General features: G+C 65.3%; 22 protein-coding genes, 1 tRNA gene and 1 pseudogene. 16 read left to right on the top strand and 8 right to left on the bottom strand.

Features of this window, described 5'->3' with window-relative positions; translation table 11 throughout:
* Window positions 1–31: 31 nt before the first annotated feature.
* The gene (locus tag ACM0M4_RS12095; RefSeq protein ID WP_071534072.1) at window positions 32–640 is read left to right on the top strand and encodes a flavodoxin family protein; all 609 of its coding nucleotides are present in this window, start codon (window positions 32–34) and stop codon (window positions 638–640) included.
* Window positions 641–693: 53 nt separating this feature from the next.
* Here the strand turns inward: ACM0M4_RS12095 and ACM0M4_RS12100 are convergent, their stop codons facing one another.
* Window positions 694–975 carry a hypothetical protein gene (locus tag ACM0M4_RS12100; protein ID WP_003107213.1) on the bottom strand — a complete coding sequence of 94 codons (282 nt, stop codon included), beginning with the start codon at window positions 973–975 and terminating at the stop codon, window positions 694–696.
* A 470-nt stretch (window positions 976–1,445) separates the two neighbouring features.
* On the opposite strand from ACM0M4_RS12100, the gene ACM0M4_RS12105 reads away from it, so the two are divergent.
* From ACM0M4_RS12105 to ACM0M4_RS12115, 3 genes are all read left to right on the top strand, one after another.
* Window positions 1,446–1,844 carry a PA2779 family protein gene (locus ACM0M4_RS12105; RefSeq protein WP_003090843.1) on the top strand — a complete coding sequence of 133 codons (399 nt, stop codon included), beginning with the start codon at window positions 1,446–1,448 and terminating at the stop codon, window positions 1,842–1,844.
* A gap of 32 nt (window positions 1,845–1,876) precedes the next feature.
* Window positions 1,877–2,806: a PA2778 family cysteine peptidase gene (locus ACM0M4_RS12110; RefSeq protein WP_003107207.1), complete on the top strand. Its 930-nt coding sequence runs from the start codon at window positions 1,877–1,879 to the stop codon at window positions 2,804–2,806.
* 81 nt (window positions 2,807–2,887) lie between these two features.
* On the top strand, window positions 2,888–3,844 hold the full coding sequence (locus tag ACM0M4_RS12115) for a formate/nitrite transporter family protein (RefSeq protein WP_003107204.1): 957 nt from the start codon (window positions 2,888–2,890) through the stop codon (window positions 3,842–3,844).
* Between the two features lie 50 nt (window positions 3,845–3,894).
* Here the strand turns inward: ACM0M4_RS12115 and ACM0M4_RS12120 are convergent, their stop codons facing one another.
* A complete protein-coding gene (locus ACM0M4_RS12120; RefSeq protein ID WP_003114430.1) occupies window positions 3,895–5,178 on the bottom strand; it encodes an NAD(P)/FAD-dependent oxidoreductase in 1,284 nt (427 codons plus the stop codon).
* 183 nt (window positions 5,179–5,361) lie between these two features.
* Here ACM0M4_RS12120 and ACM0M4_RS12125 point away from each other — a divergent pair.
* The 4 genes and pseudogenes from ACM0M4_RS12125 (at window position 5,362) to ACM0M4_RS12140 (ending at window position 7,379) form a co-directional block, all read left to right on the top strand.
* Window positions 5,362–5,438 (top strand) — tRNA-Val (locus tag ACM0M4_RS12125).
* Between the two features lie 191 nt (window positions 5,439–5,629).
* Complete coding sequence (tsi4, locus tag ACM0M4_RS12130) at window positions 5,630–6,067, top strand: type VI secretion system immunity protein Tsi4 (RefSeq protein WP_003099162.1); 438 nt, start codon at window positions 5,630–5,632, stop codon at window positions 6,065–6,067.
* 4 nt (window positions 6,068–6,071) lie between these two features.
* Window positions 6,072–6,659: a type IV secretion system toxin Tse4 gene (tse4, locus tag ACM0M4_RS12135; protein WP_003099160.1), complete on the top strand. Its 588-nt coding sequence runs from the start codon at window positions 6,072–6,074 to the stop codon at window positions 6,657–6,659.
* A gap of 198 nt (window positions 6,660–6,857) precedes the next feature.
* Window positions 6,858–7,379: pseudogene (locus tag ACM0M4_RS12140) on the top strand (hypothetical protein).
* Window positions 7,380–7,471: 92 nt separating this feature from the next.
* Here ACM0M4_RS12140 and ACM0M4_RS12145 read toward each other — a convergent pair.
* A complete protein-coding gene (locus ACM0M4_RS12145; RefSeq protein WP_003099153.1) occupies window positions 7,472–7,642 on the bottom strand; it encodes a hypothetical protein in 171 nt (56 codons plus the stop codon).
* Between the two features lie 263 nt (window positions 7,643–7,905).
* Here ACM0M4_RS12145 and ACM0M4_RS12150 point away from each other — a divergent pair, with 263 nt between their 5' ends.
* On the top strand, window positions 7,906–8,127 hold the full coding sequence (locus ACM0M4_RS12150; protein WP_003114427.1) for a hypothetical protein: 222 nt from the start codon (window positions 7,906–7,908) through the stop codon (window positions 8,125–8,127).
* A gap of 6 nt (window positions 8,128–8,133) precedes the next feature.
* Here ACM0M4_RS12150 and ACM0M4_RS12155 read toward each other — a convergent pair whose 3' ends face one another.
* Complete coding sequence (locus ACM0M4_RS12155; protein ID WP_034068967.1) at window positions 8,134–9,159, bottom strand: diguanylate cyclase; 1,026 nt, start codon at window positions 9,157–9,159, stop codon at window positions 8,134–8,136.
* Between the two features lie 331 nt (window positions 9,160–9,490).
* On the opposite strand from ACM0M4_RS12155, the gene ACM0M4_RS12160 reads away from it, so the two are divergent.
* The 3 genes from ACM0M4_RS12160 (at window position 9,491) to ACM0M4_RS12170 (ending at window position 11,028) form a co-directional block, all read left to right on the top strand.
* Window positions 9,491–9,730, top strand: a complete 240-nt coding sequence (locus ACM0M4_RS12160) for a hypothetical protein (protein WP_003114425.1) — start codon at window positions 9,491–9,493, stop codon at window positions 9,728–9,730.
* A gap of 86 nt (window positions 9,731–9,816) precedes the next feature.
* Window positions 9,817–10,596 carry a PhzF family phenazine biosynthesis protein gene (locus ACM0M4_RS12165; RefSeq protein WP_003114424.1) on the top strand — a complete coding sequence of 260 codons (780 nt, stop codon included), beginning with the start codon at window positions 9,817–9,819 and terminating at the stop codon, window positions 10,594–10,596.
* 21 nt (window positions 10,597–10,617) lie between these two features.
* Window positions 10,618–11,028 (top strand): nucleotide triphosphate diphosphatase NUDT15, encoded by a 411-nt coding sequence (locus ACM0M4_RS12170; RefSeq protein ID WP_023115904.1) that lies wholly within the window; start codon window positions 10,618–10,620, stop codon window positions 11,026–11,028.
* 150 nt (window positions 11,029–11,178) lie between these two features.
* On the opposite strand, the gene ACM0M4_RS12175 is transcribed toward ACM0M4_RS12170, so the two are convergent.
* Both ACM0M4_RS12175 and ACM0M4_RS12180 read right to left on the bottom strand, forming a co-directional pair.
* Window positions 11,179–11,661, bottom strand: a complete 483-nt coding sequence (locus ACM0M4_RS12175) for a DUF6632 domain-containing protein (RefSeq protein WP_014602755.1) — start codon at window positions 11,659–11,661, stop codon at window positions 11,179–11,181.
* Between the two features lie 5 nt (window positions 11,662–11,666).
* A complete protein-coding gene (locus tag ACM0M4_RS12180) occupies window positions 11,667–12,635 on the bottom strand; it encodes an enoyl-CoA hydratase/isomerase family protein (RefSeq protein WP_003114421.1) in 969 nt (322 codons plus the stop codon).
* Between the two features lie 87 nt (window positions 12,636–12,722).
* Between ACM0M4_RS12180 and ACM0M4_RS12185 the strand changes: the two genes are divergently transcribed.
* Together ACM0M4_RS12185 and ACM0M4_RS12190 are read left to right on the top strand one after the other, a co-directional pair.
* Window positions 12,723–13,304: a TetR/AcrR family transcriptional regulator gene (locus ACM0M4_RS12185; protein ID WP_003090825.1), complete on the top strand. Its 582-nt coding sequence runs from the start codon at window positions 12,723–12,725 to the stop codon at window positions 13,302–13,304.
* A gap of 341 nt (window positions 13,305–13,645) precedes the next feature.
* Window positions 13,646–14,545: a Dyp-type peroxidase gene (locus tag ACM0M4_RS12190; protein WP_003119903.1), complete on the top strand. Its 900-nt coding sequence runs from the start codon at window positions 13,646–13,648 to the stop codon at window positions 14,543–14,545.
* 47 nt (window positions 14,546–14,592) lie between these two features.
* Here the strand turns inward: ACM0M4_RS12190 and ACM0M4_RS12195 are convergent, their stop codons facing one another.
* Window positions 14,593–15,288, bottom strand: a complete 696-nt coding sequence (locus ACM0M4_RS12195) for an alpha/beta hydrolase (protein ID WP_115288764.1) — start codon at window positions 15,286–15,288, stop codon at window positions 14,593–14,595.
* Between the two features lie 348 nt (window positions 15,289–15,636).
* Here ACM0M4_RS12195 and ACM0M4_RS12200 point away from each other — a divergent pair, with 348 nt between their 5' ends.
* Window positions 15,637–15,828, top strand: a complete 192-nt coding sequence (locus ACM0M4_RS12200) for a hypothetical protein (RefSeq protein WP_003099127.1) — start codon at window positions 15,637–15,639, stop codon at window positions 15,826–15,828.
* A 14-nt stretch (window positions 15,829–15,842) separates the two neighbouring features.
* Here ACM0M4_RS12200 and ACM0M4_RS12205 read toward each other — a convergent pair whose 3' ends face one another.
* Window positions 15,843–16,031, bottom strand: a complete 189-nt coding sequence (locus tag ACM0M4_RS12205; RefSeq protein WP_003090821.1) for a hypothetical protein — start codon at window positions 16,029–16,031, stop codon at window positions 15,843–15,845.
* 269 nt (window positions 16,032–16,300) lie between these two features.
* Between ACM0M4_RS12205 and ACM0M4_RS12210 the strand changes: the two genes are divergently transcribed.
* The gene (locus ACM0M4_RS12210; protein WP_003090820.1) at window positions 16,301–16,510 is read left to right on the top strand and encodes a hypothetical protein; all 210 of its coding nucleotides are present in this window, start codon (window positions 16,301–16,303) and stop codon (window positions 16,508–16,510) included.
* Window positions 16,511–16,597 lie beyond the last annotated feature (87 nt).

Genomic DNA, 16,597 nt, shown 5'->3' on the forward strand with positions numbered 1-16,597 from the left:
AGCGCTGCGGGCGCCAGGTCACGTGCGCTCTGTGCGCTGCGGCAAGGCTGGCGTTCGGCCGCCATGCTGTTCGCGGCGGAAGGCTTCGGCGCACCTGGCCGTCCTCGCGCTTGAAGAACTGGACGAAGTTGCTCGGCTCGTCGAAGCCGATGCCATCGTCTACGGCAGCCCCACCTATATGGGCGGACCGGCCTCGCAGTTCAAGAAGTTCGCCGATGCCACCTCAAAGCCCTGGTTCGTCCAGCTGGCTTCGCTGACGCCTCGCGCTGGCTATGGGGTGTCGACATCCCGGCCGACGGTGGCATGTTCGCTCATCTCCAGGCAACCCGGTACGGCCTCTAGCCGCGCCGGGGCCTCAGCCTCGCGCCAGTTGCAGGAGACGGGCGCGCTCCTGCATCAGCGGCCGGCAACTGCGGATGCCTTCGACGATGCTGTAGAGGCTTTCGATCTGCTGCTGGCTGAGGCTGTTGTTCTGGGCCCAGCCGAGCAACTGCAGCCAGGTCCAGCGGGCGATGGTCTCGCTCTGCGTCTCGGCCTTCCTGCGGTCGTCCCCGTCGCTCTGTCCGACCAGGGTCTCCACCAGCCCCGAGGCGCACAACGGCAGCAGCTCCCGGTACTGCTCCGGGTGCGTGTCGCGTAGGCGACGCAGGGCCATTATGGCGGTGGTTATCGAGTCTGAATCCAAGCTTTTGTTCACAGTTCACTCCTTGTGCGTACAGGCTGGCGGCTGGTTGATCCCTGGGCCGCGAGCAACTGTTCGATGAAACGCGTCAGCTCTTTCTTGAACTCGGGTGTCAGGCTGGACACCTTGAGGATGAGCTCGGCCAGCTCGTCCTCGGGGCAATAGAGGTAGGCCATGGGGACCTGGAGGACCATGGCCAGCTGTTCGGAAGTCCGCATGTTGGGGGAGTGCCGTTCGCGTTCGTATTGGTTCATCCGTGCGCTGGCGGAAAACTCGTCCATTCCCACCAGCATGCCCAACTGTTTCTGCGAGTATCCCGCTCTGATTCTTGCGGCTTTTAGCCGGGTACCTAGCATCCATACAACTCCCGTCCCGTTGGCCCGCTCGCTCAAGGTTGGGCAAATCTGGACAAGATGGAAGCTCAGGAATCCTTAGTTTTCGCCGTGCCGGAGGCTCTGTCGTCCGGGGCGGCGCGCGGTTTCGACGCCGTGTACGAGGCTGCGGCGGGGATATGCGTCGATGTCGCCGAGATCGCGCATGCTCCGGTTTTCTCGCGGCGAGCCGGAGTATATGCGAACTGCATAAAGGCGGACGCCATTTCGTCGCCTGGGGGCGGCGGGTCGTCGTCTCGCCAGAGGGGCGGGCATCGGCGCCGAGGCGGCGGAAAACGGCGATCGGGACGATACTCAGGAAAGGTGGGCGTTGCGGAACCAAGCCTCGCCTTCCAGGACTAATAGCCGGGTTTCACGCAGAGGTCATTCCCATGAGAACAACAACAAGCATCCGCCGTGTCGCTGCCGTCCTGGCAGCGCTGCACCTGCTCACCTTCGCCGAGGTTCCGCTCGCCCAGGCAGCGATGATCGGTACTGCGGAAGTCATGCAGCAACAACAGCACAACCTCGATCGCCAGCAACTGCTGAAGATGCTCGACGACCAGGGCGTCCAGAAGAAGCTGGAGGCCATGGGCGTGCCCCGCGACCAGGTGGCGAGTCGCATCAACAGCCTGACCAACGCCGAGCTGGCGCAGTTCAACCAGCAGCTGGACCAGGCGCCGGCGGGCGGCATCATCGGCATCATCGTGTTGTTCCTGGTGATCTTCATCATCACCGACATGCTTTGCGCCACGGATATCTTCAGCTTCATCAAATGCATCAATCGGTGAGGCGGCTGGCAGGGGCACTGCTGGTCTCCGCAATGCTCGGCGGCTGCGCGCAGCCGCCGAGACTGCCGCCGGAAAGCGCGGCGCTGCCCGCACGGGTGGAGCTGCGCGAAGTGCCGTTCTTCCCCCAGGAAGCCTACCAGTGCGGTCCCGCCGCGCTGGCCACGATGCTTGGCCAGCGCGGCCTGGCGTTGACGCCGGGGCAATTGAAGGACGAGGTGTTCATTCCCGGTCGCGAGGGCAGCCTGCAATTGGAGATGGTCGCCGCGGCGCGCCGCCACGGCATGCTGGTCTATCCGCTGCAAGGCGGACTGGAGAGCGTGCTCGAGGAGGTCGCGGCGGGCAACCCGGTGCTGGTGTTACAGAACCAGGCTTTCTCCTGGTGGCCGCGCTGGCACTTCGCGGTGGTGGTCGGTTTCGATCGGGAGCGCCGCGAACTGGTGCTGCGCTCGGGCATCACCCGGCGCTGGGTTACCGACTTCACCAGCTTCGAGTCGACCTGGAAGCGTTCGGGGCGCTGGGCGGTGCTGACCCTGCCGGGTGACCGCCTGCCGGCCACGGCAGCAGCGGTCCCGTGGCTCAAGGCCGCCAGTGACAGCGAGGAAACCGGCCACCCCAAGGTTGCCCGGCGCGCCTACGAAGAAGCCGTGCGACGCTGGCCTGAGGACGCCTTCGCCTGGTTTGCCCTGGGCAACAGTCGCTACGCCGCAGGCGATTCCGCCGCTGCCGAACAGGCCATGCTCACCAGCGTCGAGCGTCGCGTGGATTTCGCCGCGGGTTGGTTCAACCTGTCCCAGTTGCTGGCGGAACGCGGTTGCGCGGCGCCGGCGCGCCAGGCGCAGGCCTGCGCGCGGGCATTGCAGCCTGGGGAAGCCCGCTTCGCTGCTGCCTTGCCGCAGGCCGTCGCACCCGTGGCTCGGTGCGCCGAGCTGCCGGCCTGTCCCGTTGGCGCCCCGCCCCGCTGAGGCGGCCGAGCCGAAGGTTGTCGGAACCCCGTTCCAGCGAGACGGCTCTATACCTGGGAGGACCCCACTCAGGTGCAGAACATGGCCAACGACAAGCGGACTTCGCCCCCCACCCCCCGGCAACCGGCCAAGGGCGGTGCGGCGGGCAAGCGCCAGGGGCATGCGGCGGAGGGCACGCGCAAGCCGCGTGCGCGCGGCGAGGAGCGGAAAGAGAAACCGGCCGACGGACGTTCGGCCACGGCGCTGACCGCCAACGAGCGGCGGGAGATTGACGACAAGCAGCCACCGCGCGCCGCTGTCCTGCACGAGGTGATTCGCGTCCAGGGCGAACACGAGTTGCAGCGCACGCTGGCGGCACTCTGGTGGTCGGCGGTGGCCGCGGGGCTGACCATCGGCCTCTCGTTGATGGGCATGGGCCTGTTCCGCGCTGCCTTGCCCGAGCAGGAGTGGGCGATCATCGTCAGCAGCTTCGGCTATCCCATGGGCTTCCTGGCAGTGATCCTCGCCCGCCAGCAACTGTTCACCGAAAACACCCTGACCGCCGTGTTGCCGGTGATGACCGAGCCGACCCTGGAAAAGGCCTGGCAACTGTTGCGTCTCTGGAGCGTGGTGCTGTTCGGCAATATCGTCGGTACGCTGCTGTTCGCCTGGGCGGTGCTGCATCTGCCGATATTCAATGAAGCGGCCGACGCGGCGTTCCTTGAGATCGGCCGCGAGGTGATGCACAACGACCTGGCGCAAATGTTCGCCAAGGGCATCGTTTCCGGCTGGATGATCGCCACCATGGTCTGGCTGATCCCGGCGGCGGAGGGCGCGAAGATCTGGATCATCGCGATGGTCACCTACCTGATGGCGCTGGGCAGCTTCACCCACATCGTGGTGGGCTCGGCGGAGGTAGGCTACCTGGCGTTCGCCGGGGAAATCGGCTGGACCGAGTTCCTGCTGAAGTTCGCCCTGCCTACCCTGGGCGGCAACATCGTCGGCGGTAGCCTGATCTTCGCCCTGATCAGTCATGCGCAGATCCGTAGCGAAGGTTGAGGAGCGGATGGAAAAAACGGCACCCCGGGGTGCCGTTCTGTCGACGCGGACTAGACCCCGAGCTTGTCGCGCAGGCTGTAGTACCAGGCGCCGATGGCGGTGAACGGTACGCGGAACAGCTTGCCGCCGGGGAAGGGGTAGTGCGGCAGGCCGGCGAAAGCGTCGAAGCGCTCGGCCTGGCCGCGCAGGGCTTCGGCCAGGACCTTGCCGGCGACGTGGGTGTAGGTCACGCCGTGGCCGCTGCAACCCTGGGAATAGTAGATGTTGTCGCCGATGCGGCCGACCTGGGGCAGGCGCGAGAGGGTCAGCAGGAAGTTGCCGGTCCAGGCGAAGTCGATCTTCACGTCCTTCAGTTGCGGGAAGGTCTTGAGCATCTTCGGCCGGATGATCGCCTCGATGTCCGCCGGATCGCGAGCGCCATAGATCACGCCGCCACCATAGATCAGGCGCTTGTCGCCGGAGAGGCGATAGTAGTCGAGCAGGTAATTGCAGTCTTCCACGCAGTAGTCCTGCGGCAGCAGGCTGTGGGCCAGTTCCTCGTTCAGCGGCTCGGTGGTGATCACCTGGGTGCCGCAGGGCATCGACTTGGCCGCCAGTTCCGGGACCAGGCCGTTGAGGTAGGCGTTACCGGCGACCACGATGAACTTCGCCTTCACCTTGCCTTGCGGGGTATGCACCACCGGGCTGGCGCCGCGCTCGATGCGGGTCGCCGGGCTCTGCTCGTAGATTCTGCCGCCGAGCGACTCCACCGCCGCCGCTTCGCCGAGGGCGAGGTTCAGCGGATGGATGTGGCCGCCGCTCATGTCAAGCATGCCACCTATATAGTTGTCGGTCGCCACCACCTCGCGGATGCGCTTGGCGTCCATGATCTCCAACTGGTTGTGGCCGTAGCGTTCCCACAACTGTTTCTGCGCGCGCAGGTGATCCATCTGCTTCTCGGTGAAGGCGGCGAACACCCCGCCGTCCTTCAGGTCGCATTGGATACCGTAGCGGGCCACGCGCTCGCGGATGATGCGCCCGCCTTCGAAGGCCATCTCGCCGAGCAACTGCGCTTCGCGCTTGCCGACGGTGCGCTCGATCACGTCGATGTCGCGGCTGTAGCTGTTGACGATCTGGCCGCCGTTGCGCCCGGAAGCGCCGAAGCCGACCTTGGCGGCTTCCAGTACGGTGACCTTGAAACCATTCTCCAACAGGAACAGGGCGGTGGAGAGGCCGGTATAGCCGGCACCGATCACGCAGACGTCGGTTTCGACCTCGCCCTGGAGTTCCGGGCGGGGCGGCGCGGGATTGGCCGACGCGGCGTAATAGGAGGAGGGGTAGGGGGTGTGCGGCATCTTGCACCTCTGTTTTTTATTTTTTACGGATGCCCGGATGCTACCCGAGTCGAAATCGGCCGGCTAGCCTCCGTGCAAAATTTTCAACGGACCCCCAGAAAATAAAAATTCCACTTTTTCAGAGAGTTAGCGAAAAAAAAGCTTGACGGTGTTTTTGGGGTCTGTAGAATGCGCGCCATCAGCAGGCACGTAGCTCAGTTGGTTAGAGCACCACCTTGACATGGTGGGGGTCGTTGGTTCGAATCCAATCGTGCCTACCAAACAAATCCCGCACTGCTGGCGGGGCAAGAAAGGCGATCCGAAAGGGTCGCCTTTCTTCGTTTGCGCCCCGAAAAAGGCCGCTCGGCCCGTGCTCGCCTGGGCTCGCGCTTCATCGCATAGCCGCTATTGACAGCGGGGGCGGTCTTTTCCGACCCTAGCGCCTTCACGGATGATTCAGGCGACAAGGCTCATGACGACCTCTTCCGGTTCGCGTATCGGCGGACTTCTTCACGCTTCCCTTTTTTCCCTGCTCGGACTCGGTCTCCTGCTCGCCGGCGGTTTCAAGACCGTCGAGCGGTACCATTTCCTGCGTACTGCGCAGGAAGCCCAGGGGACGGTCAGCGCCTTGAATGCCGGCGGTTCGCATCCGCAGATCGATTTCACCAGCGTTTCCGGCGAGCGGATTTCCTATCCCCAGGGCGGCTTCATCTTCGGCTACCAGGTGGGCGAGCCGGTTCGCGTCCTCTACGAGGCTGGGCGGCCGGCGGCCAGCGCGATAGTCGACGATGCCGGCGCGCTCTGGGGAACCAGCGCTTTCCTCTGCGGCTTCGGCGCACTCTTCGGTATTGTCGGGTTCAGGGGATTGCTGGGCCTGCGTTCTTCCCAGCCGACCTCAAAAGGACATTGAAGTCATGTCGCAACTTCCCATTCCCTTGCCCCTCAACGAGAGTCGCTGGCGCTACGTGACGGCCAGTGGCGGAGGCATGACCGTGGCCTTCCTGGCGGGTAGCGGCGGCTCCATCACGTTGCTCTCGCCGGAGGGTGAGAACGTGTCCTTCCGCTATGGCGGGGTGGGCGGCGGGATCGGACTGGGCATGCGCCTGCCGCGCTTCGGCAAGGTCAACCTCAATGTCAAGGGCAAGAGCGTTGGCGGGGCCGGTGCGCTGGAGGCGTTGCCGAGCACCGGAACCGTCTTGGTCGCGGACGGCCTGGTGGGGCGCGACCTGTCCCGCGGCGACTTCACCGGGCCCTGCATGTACGTCGAACTCGGCGCGGGAGTCATCGCCGGCGGTTCGGGCACGGCGATTCTCTTCGGCCTCGATCCCAAGCTGCTGGCGGCGGTGGCGCTGGCGAGCGCCTCGCCATTGACCGCCGCGCTGGGCGCCAGCATGTCGCGGCAATTACTGCAATCGTCCCGTGGCGCCCTGTTGATGGCCGGGGTCAACGTCGGTGCACAGTTCGGCGGCGGCGCGGCGGCTTACCTGGGGGCGTTGTTCTGATGCAGGAGGGCGATCCGGGAGGATCGCCCTTTTTACCTTGCGCAGGCGTGCGGCGGCCAGGGCTCCGTTGAGTTCCATGGCCAGCGGGGCGGTGGCGGAAATCGTTACCGGCGCGGGGAACGGTCGTCGGAGATTCCGAACCGGCATGGATCGGTTCTTTCCAAACAAGCCCATCCACTCGTTCGAGGTGTCGTGCTTGTGTCCAGGTTGATCATGCCCGGAGGGCCGTTGTCGCAAGAATCCGATGTCCGGATCTTCTGTTCACCCAAGGAGCGGCTGGACTTCTACCGGCGGGAAATCCACTACGAGACGGGCCAGCTATCCAGTCGGACCAACGCCTACCTGACGGCGCAGTCGTTCCTGGTCATCGCCTATGCCTCGTCGATGGCCAACCTGAACCCGGCCTGGGGCGAGCTGTTCACCCTGGTGGTGCCGGCGCTCCTGGCACTGCTCGGGATCGTCAATTCCCTGCATGCCTGGCCGGGCATCCAGGCATCCTCGGAGATCATCTGCCACTGGCAGTTCAAGCAGTCCTGCCTGTTGCACAGCGATCCGGAGATCGGCCTGGCCTACGATGATTCGCCATTGTTCAGCGAACGCGAGGTCAACCGCGGCAGCTTCGAGAAAACCTTGCTGTTCTAGCGACGCGTGCCGTTCCTGTTCGCCGGCTTCTGGTGTGCGCTGGGCGTGTTTTCGCTCTGGTTGCAACTGGCCGGTTAGCGCTGGTGGCCCATCGTTTCGGCAAGGCTTGGCGTTGGCGGAGGCTTGCCGGCTCGATAGGCGGGCGCCGTCGGATCCGGGAACGCCCGGCGTCAGGGCGCTGCCTGCTCGCAGAGATCGTTGCCGAGGAGGCGCGCGCCCAGGCCGCGAAGCAGGTAGGTCTCGACATGGCTGCCGTCCGGGCAGTCGACTCGGTAGCCGAGCGCCAGGCCGGCGGAAAGAAGAACGAACAGGAACAGGCCGATATGTTGCAGTTTGCTCATGGTGTTTTCTACGAAATAGGCTTGAGGGCGCAGGCGCTGCGCCGGGCGATTCTAGTGCAATGAGGCAGGGGGAGGAGCCGATTTGCATGCCTAAGCGTTCTACATGGTCCAGGGCGCCCAGCGATTCGACAGTCGCCCTGCGCCGATCGACGGCGAGCCGGAGCGAATCCGGCTGCAACTGCGTCTGTACCTGGGTTGAGCCGTTGACGGGCGCTGTCGCTGCCTTTATAAGACCGCCTCACGCAGCCGGCAGGCAGTCGAAGATGAGCGACGAAGACGATATTCACGAACCCGAACACGATCACCTGCTGGATAACGATTACCTCGAGGACGAGCGTGACGAAGATACGTTCGGCGCGCTCGACGAGCCCGATGCCTGCGGAACCGGCAGGCGACGTTCCTGCGAATATTGCGACGCGGTCCAGGTGCCAGTCGATAGCGAGGGTTTCTCTATCTGCGCCGATTGCGCAGGGCTGGAGGACTAGCCCTGGTCAGACGCTGACCACCCGGTTGCGTCCGGCACGCTTGGCGTCGTACAGCGCGGCATCCGCCCGGGCGAGTGCCCGTTCCGGTTCTTCGCCGCTGCCGGCCAGGGTACAGCCGGCACTGATGGTCACCGGCACGGACGTGCCGGCACAGTCGATCGGGGTCGCTTCCATCAGTTCGCGGATGCGATTGGCGATCATGGTCAGTTCCGTGGTCTCGCGGACCCGGACCATCGCCACGAACTCCTCGCCGCCGAAACGCGCCAGGAGATCTTCCGGCCGCAGCGCCGCGCGCAGTCGCGAAGCCGCCTCGCGGAGGACGCTGTCGCCGGCCCGGTGCCCCAGGGTGTCGTTGATACGTTTGAAATGGTCGATATCGCTGTAGATGATGCCGATGCGCTGGTCGCTGGCCCGCGCCAACTCCAGTTCATGCTGGTGCAGCGCGTGGAAGCCGGCCCGGTTCCACAATTGGGTGAGGGGGTCGAGCAGTGACTTGCGCTGCTCCCGGTCGATCTCCTGGCGCAGGAAGCGGGTGTGCTCGGTGAGGCTGCGTAGCTGGAGATATCCTTCGGCCAGGATCGACAGTCGATTGAGCTGGCGTCCTTCCCGGAGATTCAGCAGCCGCGGGCTCGGGTCGATCAGGCAGAGTGTGCCGATGGCCTGGCCATTGCTGGCGTGCAGGGGCTCGCCGGCGTAGAAGCGGATGAAGGGCGGCCCGGTGACCAGCGGATTGTCGTGAAAACGCGGATCCCTGGAGGCGTCCGTCACCATCAGCGGTTCGCTGGCCAGGATGGCGTGGCCGCAGAAGGACAGGTCGCGCGGCGTCTGTTCGGCATCCAGGCCGATACGGGCCTTGAACCATTGGCGGTCGTGGTCGATCAGACTGATCAGCACGGTCTTCACCCCGAAGGTTTCCCGCGCCAGTTCCACCAGGGCGTCCAGGTAGTGTTCGGCGGGGGTGTCGACCAGCGCCATGTCGTCCAGGGCCTGCTGGCGCAGGGCTTCGTCGGGAGGGAGGGGGCAGGCGAGCATACTGGATCCTGATCACGGTGGAGACTTTCGGTATAGCTGCCGGACAGGCTGAAGGCCAGCCTGGCGTCCGCAGTCGGCGCAAGGGTGAAGAGGGCAAAAAAAATCCCGGCCGCGTGGAGCAGGCCGGGAAAGGATCCAGGGATGTACAGCGCCCACAGCTTATGTCGGCGGCGGTTTCGATGAAGCTGCCGGATCTGGTAGGCGCGATTTTCGCGTCGATGTGTGACCCGCTTCGCCGACTATCCTGGCAAGTGGGGTCGCGAACCAATAGGATTTGCGGGTTTTATTCAATCTGGGTGAATGCGTGCAGGAAATCTACTCTGAAGAACAGATGCGCAAGGCGCTGGGCCTTGCCGAAACGCGACCGAAAAAGGTCCGGACCGAGGCCAGCCAGCCGGTCCGCTACACCATCGTCGAACTGAGCGTGCGCAAGGGCGGGGCGGGATTGCCGCTGCGTTTCGAACATCGCTCGCGCTCCATCAGCAAGGTCACCGCGCAACTGGAAGCGGAGAAGGAAGCCAAGCGCCAGGGTTACCAGGTCTGGGCGCTGCTGGATATCCGTCAGATCTGAGCGAGGCGCCTGCGCGGGGCGCGGCATTGTCCTGGTCTCGGTCCGGCTGCTAAGGTGCGCAGCCCATCGATACAGGAGTCCGGAACATGGAACTGACGATCTTCCAGGTAGACGCATTCGCCGACAGTCCCTTCCAGGGCAATCCGGCGGCGGTCTGCCCCCTCGATGCCTGGCTGGACGACGAGCGCCTGCAGGCCATCGCGGAAGAGAACAATCTTTCGGAAACCGCCTTTGTCGTCGGCCGCGACGGCGACTATCGATTGCGCTGGTTCACGCCGCAGGTCGAGGTGGACCTGTGCGGTCATGCGACCCTGGCGACGGCCTGGGTACTGATCCACAAGCTCGACGACGCTTCCCCGGTACTGCGTTTCGCTACCCGTAGCGGTGAGCTGAGCGTGCGGCGCGAGGGCGACTCGCTGGCGATGGACTTCCCGGCCAAGCGTCCGGAGCCTTGCGCGACACCGGACGGACTGCTGGAGGCGCTGGGTATTGCCGAGGCGGAAGTGCTGAAGACCGACGATTACCTCGTGGTGGTCGACGACGAAAAGACGATCGCCGCCCTGGCGCCTGACTTCGCCCGGCTGAAGGGCTTGCCGTGCCGTGGGGTGGCGGTGACCGCGCGCAGCCAGCGCTTCGATTTCGTCTCGCGCTGGTTCGGGCCCAACGTCGGCGTCAACGAAGACCCGGTGACCGGTTCCGCGCATACCTCCCTGGCGCCGTACTGGGCGCAGCGCCTGGGCAAGACCCGGCTGAGCGCCGAGCAGGGCGGGGCGCGCAAGGGGCGCCTGGAATGCGACGTGCGCGGCGAGCGGGTGGTCATCTCCGGCAAGGCGGCGTTGTACATGAGCGGTACGCTCCATCTCTGATCCCGAAGCAGGAGTACGACGATGCCGGCACCGCAGGTAGGCGTGGGCGTCCTGATCTTGCGGGACGGCAAGGTGTTGCTGGGGCGCCGCAAGGGCAGTCATGGCGCTGGCTGCTGGTCGGCGCCCGGCGGCCATCTCGAGTTCGGCGAGGCGGTGGAGGACTGCGCCCTGCGCGAAGCCCTGGAAGAGACCGGCCTGGCGCTGAGCGAACTGCGCCACGGCCCGTTCAGCAATGACGTCTTCGAGGGGCGCCACTACCTCACCGCGTTCATCCTGGCCGGTTGCGCGGAGGATGCCGAGGCGCGCCTCATGGAGCCGGACAAGTGCGACGGCTGGGCCTGGTTCGATTGGGTCGATCTGCCGGAGCCGCTGTTCGCGCCCCTGGCGAGCCTGCGCCGGCGGGGCTATTCGCCCTTCGACCCGAAGCGCTGAGCGACAGGCAAAAAAAATCCCGACCGCGGGGGAGCTGGTCGGGAAATACCCTTGGGGTTCGCACACACCGTGAGCATAGGCCAGTCCGCAACGGCATCAAGAGGAGCCTGTTCGAACTGCTAGGCCCCTTTGGGGGCCGTTCCACTGTCGTCACCTCCGCTCGACGGCGAGCGAAGGGGTTGCCCGCTTGCGTTGCGGTATCCAGAACAGCATCAGCGGCAGCAGCGAGGCCCAGCCCAGCAGGACATCGCCGGCCAGGTGGATGTGTTCGCCGGGCATCAACAGTCCCTGCAGGAACATCAGGCCGAAGTGCGCGGCATTGGCCGCCACGGTGAAGTCGATGAACAGCCGGTGGCGGAAGGGCTGGCTGGCGGCGCGCCAGAGGAATGCGCCCCAGACCAGGTAGATCGTCGAGATCATCAGCTCATAGTGCTGTCCGCCGCCTTGCTGGTCGCCCCAGCGAACCAGGCGGAGCAGCAGGCGCCCGGCGTCGGAGTCGAGCAGCGACTGGTCGAGCCGCAGGAGCAGCGTGGCCAGGGCCAGGCCGAAGAACAGCAGGAAGCCGCCGGCCATCAGGCGAATGCTCAGGGTCAGCCAAGGCGTGGCGGAAACCGGGGAAGGGGAGGCAGTCATGCAGATCACCTGTAGGCCATGTCGATGGCGTTGCCTTCGGTCAGGTCGTCAAAATCCGCACGGCGGAAAGGGCGCTCTTCCCGGGTGATGGTGCGCACCCGTTCGATGTATTCGCGCATGGCGCGGCGGGTATTGCCCTGGGAGGCGGCGGAGAGGAAGCCGGCCTTTTCGCTGGCCATGCCCTCCGTCCAGTCGCGGGAAGCCGCCTGGTAGATCGAACGCTTGATCAGGCGCACCGCTTGCGGTGAGCGCCGGGACAGGCGTTGCGCCAGCGCGTCGGCGGCTTCCAGTAGCTCCTCCGCTGGCGCCAGCCCGTTGACCAGGCCCAGCGCAAGGGCCTGGCGCGGCTCCAGCAGTTGCCCTTCCAGGCACAGCTCCAGGGCCCTGGCTACGCCCAGGCTGCGCGCCAGCATCTGGGTGCCGCCGCCTCCCGGTATCAGGCCGATGAGTACTTCCGGCTGGCCGAGGAAGCGTTCCACTTGGTCGTCCTCGGCCATCAGGCGCAGGTCGCAGGCCAGCGCCAGCTCGCAGCCGCCACCCAGGGCCAGGCCGTTGATCGCGGCGATGAACACCTTGTCCATGCGGCGCATGTGCGCGGTGACCTCATGGAACAGGTTCATGTCGGCGACGCCTGCCAGCAGGGTGCGCCGCAGCAGCTTCCTCGCCCCAGGCAAGTGGCGCAGGAGGCTTTCGCTTTCCAGCAGCAGGCGTGTCAGCCAGGCCGGCATGGAAAAGGTGATGGGGGCGACGGCGCGCTCGATCTCGTCGACGTCGAAGTGGGTCAGAAAGACCCCGTCCGCCGCTCCGGAAAGGATGACGGCGCCGATGTCCTGGCGTTGCTCAAGGTCTTCCAGCAGGTCGGCCAGCTCCTGCATCACCGCCGTGGTGAGGAAGTTCGCCGGGGGATTGTCGAGCAGGACTTGCAGGACGCGTCCTCGTTGTTCTATGCGCAGGTGTCGCGGTGCTAGAGTCATTGCGGCTTCCTCATTGGATAACGAGCGTTATATAAAGATCATTATCCAATGTGACGACATCGTCTCCCCAACCAACGGATAGTCGGCATGCGCTACAAACCGGAACAGAAACAGGCCACCCGCGCCCTGCTGTTGAGCAAGGCCGCTCCGCTGGTGAAGCGCCAGGGCTTCGCCAGCACCGGCCTGGACACCTTGATGAAGGCGGCTGGTCTTACCACCGGGGCGTTCTACTCGCAATTCTCCAGCAAGGCGGAGTTGCTCGAAGCGATCCTGCAGCGCGAGCTGAGCGCCCAGCACGATGCCTTTCCGCTGGACAGCCTGGAGCAACTGGCCGGCGCCACCCGTCTCTACCTCAGTCGCGGTCATGCGCAGCATGCCGACATGGGCTGCCCGATTCCGGCGCTGGCCGCCGAGGTGGGCCGGGCAGGGCCCGAGGTGCGGGAAACCTTCGAACGCGCCCTGGAACAGCGGCAACGGCGGCTGGCCGAACTGATGGGCGACGAGAACCGGGCCTGGGTGCTCACCTGCCTGTCGGTCGGCGCGGTGCTTCTCGCGCGTGCCCAGGCGAGCGAGGTGGCGCGCGACAAGGTCCTGGATGCGGCGCTGGAGCATGCGCTGGGCCTGCTTTCGGCGAGCGGAGCGGTTTCGCCGCAAGCGGACCGGGACTGATTGCACAACTGCAATGTTCGGCGTCTAGCGTCAGGCTTTCCCTCCGACAGGTAAGCCCATGAACGCCCATCATCTCGAACTCGCCAAGGCCCTGCTGGTGTTTGCCCTTGCCGTCGCCGGCCTGGTGGTCGGTCTCATGCCGATGGAGTTCTGAGCGACGCAGGTCCGACTTCGCGCTTTTCCCTCGTCTTCGAGTGGTCTCTGGCGTTGCACCGGTTTAGGATGCGCGGGTATTTCGGAGCCGCTTCGCTTGGCGTCGCCCGCCGCTGCGCTCCGAAACCGAGCATTGCTCGAACCAGAACGAGATCGAAGGTGCATCGCCACGAGCGGCGCACGGCCTGATGATAGATGGAGGCAACATGAGCGCGGCTCAGCCAGGCATTCTCACCCCGATTCCGGTGGTGGGTCGCTACCTGTTTTTCAGCATTTCCCAACCCGAGCAGGTGGCCGCGACCTTGGCCAGCCTGGCCGCGGCCACCGATGGTTACCAGCTGGTGGTGGGTATCGGCCATTCGCTGATGCTCAGCCTCGGCAAGACCGTCGAGGGCATGAAGGACTATCCGGTGCTCGCCGCGCCCGGCATCGACCTGCCGTCCACGCCCTCCGCGCTGTGGTGCTGGCTGCGCGGCGAGGATCGCGGCGAGGTGACGCTGCGCTCGCACGCGCTGGAACGGTCGCTGGCGCCGGCCTTCCAGCGGACCGGCGCGGTGGATGCGTTCCTCTACGGCGAGGACCGCGACCTGTCCGGCTACAAGGACGGCACCGAGAACCCCAAGGGCGATGCGGCGCTCGAAGCCGCGCTGGTCTCCGGGCGCGGTGCGGGCCTGGATGGCGGCAGTTTCGTTGCTGTCCAGCAGTGGCTGCATGACTTCGACCGGATGCAGGCGATCCCCGGCGAGGAGATGGACAACATCATCGGCCGCCGCAAGTCCGACGACGAAGAACTGGAAGACGCGCCGGCCTACGCCCACGTCAAGCGCACCGAGCAGGAAAGCTTCGAGCCCGCCGCGTTCCTCCTGCGGCGCGGCGCGCCCTGGTCCGACGAGCACCGCGCGGGGCTGTTGTTCGCCGCCTTCGGCCGCTCGTTCGAGGCCTTCGAGGTCCAGTGGCTACGGATGATCGGCGTGGAAGACGGGGTGCTCGATGGCCTGTTCCGTTTCACCCGGCCGATCAGCGGCAGCTACTTCTGGTGTCCGCCCATGGCCGACGGCCGCCTCGACCTGTCCGCCCTCGGCCTCTGAGCCCGCCGCGGCAGCAGGCCAGGCCTGCTGCCGCGTCCTGCGCGGCGCTAGTGGGCGGTGGCCACGGCGGCCTCGTCGATCAGCGCCGCTACTTCCTTCGCTCGCGAGGCCAGTGACGCGTGGCTGGCATCGAGGGTGACGATCTTCCTCGGTGCGATCCGCGCGGCCATCCGCTCCTGGTTCTCCGGCGCAATCATGCGATCGGCGCTGGAAATCTGGTACCAGGAGGGCTTGCTCTTCCAGGCCGGGCTGCCGATGGCATCGCCGAAAGTGCTGGCCAGCGGAGCCTTCTGGGTGATGCCCATGACCAGCCCTTCGTCCGCAGCGAGATCCTGGCAGAAGCTTTCGTGGAACCTGTCCGCCTTCACCCAGAGATAGCCATCGCTGTCCGGCGCCAGGTTCGCTGCGGCCAGGGGCAAGTGCGCCTGGGTGATGCCACCGGCACTTTCGCCGCTGTCGGGGGCGAAGGCGGCGATATAGACCAGCCCGACCACATTCGGCTGGTTGCCGGCCTCGGTGATCACCGCGCCGCCATAGGAGTGTCCGACCAGCAGGACCGGCCCCTGTTGCTGCGCGATCATCTTGCGCGTCCGCTCGGCATCGTCCGCCAGCGAGGTCAACGGTAGTTCGACGGCATGCAGGTTGTCGTGGCCGAGGCGTTTCAGTTCGAGAATGACCTTGCTCCAGTGGGCGGCGCCGCCCCAGAAGCCGTGGACCAGGATGATTGCAGGCAGGTTGCTCATCGTGTTGCTCCCTTGTGGGTGGGGGTTGCTGGCATGAGGCATCGCCCGGCGAGCATACGAGGTCGCGATGGGCAGGCGATAGCGGGAGTCGAGGACGTTCGTCGAAAAGAACAACTCCTTGTTCCGGTAGGCGACGTGTTATCGGCGCGGCGGTATGTTGCAAGTCCGGACCCGACCGATCGGGTTGTCGCGACGGGCATGGAGGGGTGATCGGTCGGTCGGGTTCGCGTCTTTTCGGGGCACCCGAATCTGAAAAAATCTTGCTTCTCGCCATACCGGGGGAGCGGGGCGGGTAGATTTTCTTCCGAATCCTTCACTTTCTACCCGGTCATGGAAAAAGCTCTGAAATTGGCGTCATGCCTCTACGGCCTGCTGATCCTGCTCAGCCTGGCGATGGTCGCCTTCCTCAGCCAGTTTCCGTTTCTCCTCAGCTCGGGAGCGGAAAACCTCTCGATGTCGATCCTGCCGCTGCTGATCCCGCTGATGGTCGGGCTGGTCGTCTGCGAGGCGGTGCGGGCGGTGGTGCCGAAGAAGCGCTAGGCGCGGGGCCGGGATCAGCGGCCGAGAATGCGCTGGCGGCGCAGCCGGTACTGCTCGTAGGGAAGGCCCTGGCGGTTCAGCTCTTCCAGCTGGCGTTCGCTGGCGCTGCGGGAAAACGATTCCTCGACTATCGAGTCCGGCGTGACAGGCTGTGCGCAGGCGCTGACCAGCAGCACGCCCAGGACCAGGGCAATGCGTGGCATGCGATCTCCATGGACTACGGCAGAAGGGAAAAAAAGGCCATTACCAAGCGGGGGGAGGGTTGGTAATGGCCTGTACAAGGGACATTTGCCAGGCCTTGGGGATCTGGCGAAAAAGACGATATCAAGGGGGAATTTGATTAGCCAGCTAACAAAGTGGAATGAAGTTTTGCGGCAGGCGTAACAATTCTGTCCGAATCGTCATTCTTGCGTCACCGCCGGGACAGAGCGGTTTCGGCAGACTGCGGGGGAGTCGCCGAAGGAGATTCGTCGTGGACGATACGCTCAGGTTCGCCTCGCGCTTGTGCAAGTTCATCGTCGCCGCCAGCTTCCTGCTCGTGGCGGTCGCCAGCCTTTGCCTGTGGTGGACGGGCCAGGCCTACGAATACGCGGCGCTGGCGTTCTTTCCGTTCGCCGTACCCATGCTGCTGCTGATCATGGTCTGCGACCTGCTGGCAGCGCTGAATGGCAGGCGTCGCTGAGCGCCCGGGCTGCCTAGCGCTTTCAGCTAGGCCGATGTCGAACCCAGACAACCGGCGCCCCGCGCGTGGCCCTATGGTGAGGCATTC

The organism is Pseudomonas sp. 18-147 (genome assembly GCF_051048045.1).
GTDB classification, from domain to species: domain Bacteria; phylum Pseudomonadota; class Gammaproteobacteria; order Pseudomonadales; family Pseudomonadaceae; genus Pseudomonas; species Pseudomonas aeruginosa.

What these genes read in the sequence shown, in the direction of transcription:
- ACM0M4_RS12175 (WP_014602755.1), bottom strand. Translation starts at nt 11,661, where the DNA reads ATGACTGCCTCCCCTTCCCCGGTTTCCGCCACGCCTTGGCTGACCCTG.
- ACM0M4_RS12155 (WP_034068967.1), bottom strand. Translation starts at nt 9,159, where the DNA reads ATGCTCGCCTGCCCCCTCCCTCCCGACGAAGCCCTGCGCCAGCAGGCC.
- ACM0M4_RS12180 (WP_003114421.1), bottom strand. Translation starts at nt 12,635, where the DNA reads ATGACTCTAGCACCGCGACACCTGCGCATAGAACAACGAGGACGCGTC.
- ACM0M4_RS12110 (WP_003107207.1), top strand. Translation starts at nt 1,877, where the DNA reads ATGCTCGGCGGCTGCGCGCAGCCGCCGAGACTGCCGCCGGAAAGCGCG.
- ACM0M4_RS12205 (WP_003090821.1), bottom strand. Translation starts at nt 16,031, where the DNA reads ATGCCACGCATTGCCCTGGTCCTGGGCGTGCTGCTGGTCAGCGCCTGC.
- ACM0M4_RS12185 (WP_003090825.1), top strand. Translation starts at nt 12,723, where the DNA reads ATGCGCTACAAACCGGAACAGAAACAGGCCACCCGCGCCCTGCTGTTG.
- ACM0M4_RS12105 (WP_003090843.1), top strand. Translation starts at nt 1,446, where the DNA reads ATGAGAACAACAACAAGCATCCGCCGTGTCGCTGCCGTCCTGGCAGCG.
- ACM0M4_RS12165 (WP_003114424.1), top strand. Translation starts at nt 9,817, where the DNA reads ATGGAACTGACGATCTTCCAGGTAGACGCATTCGCCGACAGTCCCTTC.
- tsi4 (WP_003099162.1), top strand. Translation starts at nt 5,630, where the DNA reads ATGACGACCTCTTCCGGTTCGCGTATCGGCGGACTTCTTCACGCTTCC.
- ACM0M4_RS12120 (WP_003114430.1), bottom strand. Translation starts at nt 5,178, where the DNA reads ATGCCGCACACCCCCTACCCCTCCTCCTATTACGCCGCGTCGGCCAAT.
- ACM0M4_RS12100 (WP_003107213.1), bottom strand. Translation starts at nt 975, where the DNA reads ATGCTGGTGGGAATGGACGAGTTTTCCGCCAGCGCACGGATGAACCAA.
- tse4 (WP_003099160.1), top strand. Translation starts at nt 6,072, where the DNA reads ATGTCGCAACTTCCCATTCCCTTGCCCCTCAACGAGAGTCGCTGGCGC.
- ACM0M4_RS12150 (WP_003114427.1), top strand. Translation starts at nt 7,906, where the DNA reads ATGAGCGACGAAGACGATATTCACGAACCCGAACACGATCACCTGCTG.
- ACM0M4_RS12195 (WP_115288764.1), bottom strand. Translation starts at nt 15,288, where the DNA reads ATGAGCAACCTGCCTGCAATCATCCTGGTCCACGGCTTCTGGGGCGGC.
- ACM0M4_RS12145 (WP_003099153.1), bottom strand. Translation starts at nt 7,642, where the DNA reads ATGAGCAAACTGCAACATATCGGCCTGTTCCTGTTCGTTCTTCTTTCC.
- ACM0M4_RS12115 (WP_003107204.1), top strand. Translation starts at nt 2,888, where the DNA reads ATGGCCAACGACAAGCGGACTTCGCCCCCCACCCCCCGGCAACCGGCC.
- ACM0M4_RS12190 (WP_003119903.1), top strand. Translation starts at nt 13,646, where the DNA reads ATGATAGATGGAGGCAACATGAGCGCGGCTCAGCCAGGCATTCTCACC.
- ACM0M4_RS12160 (WP_003114425.1), top strand. Translation starts at nt 9,491, where the DNA reads ATGCGCAAGGCGCTGGGCCTTGCCGAAACGCGACCGAAAAAGGTCCGG.
- ACM0M4_RS12170 (WP_023115904.1), top strand. Translation starts at nt 10,618, where the DNA reads ATGCCGGCACCGCAGGTAGGCGTGGGCGTCCTGATCTTGCGGGACGGC.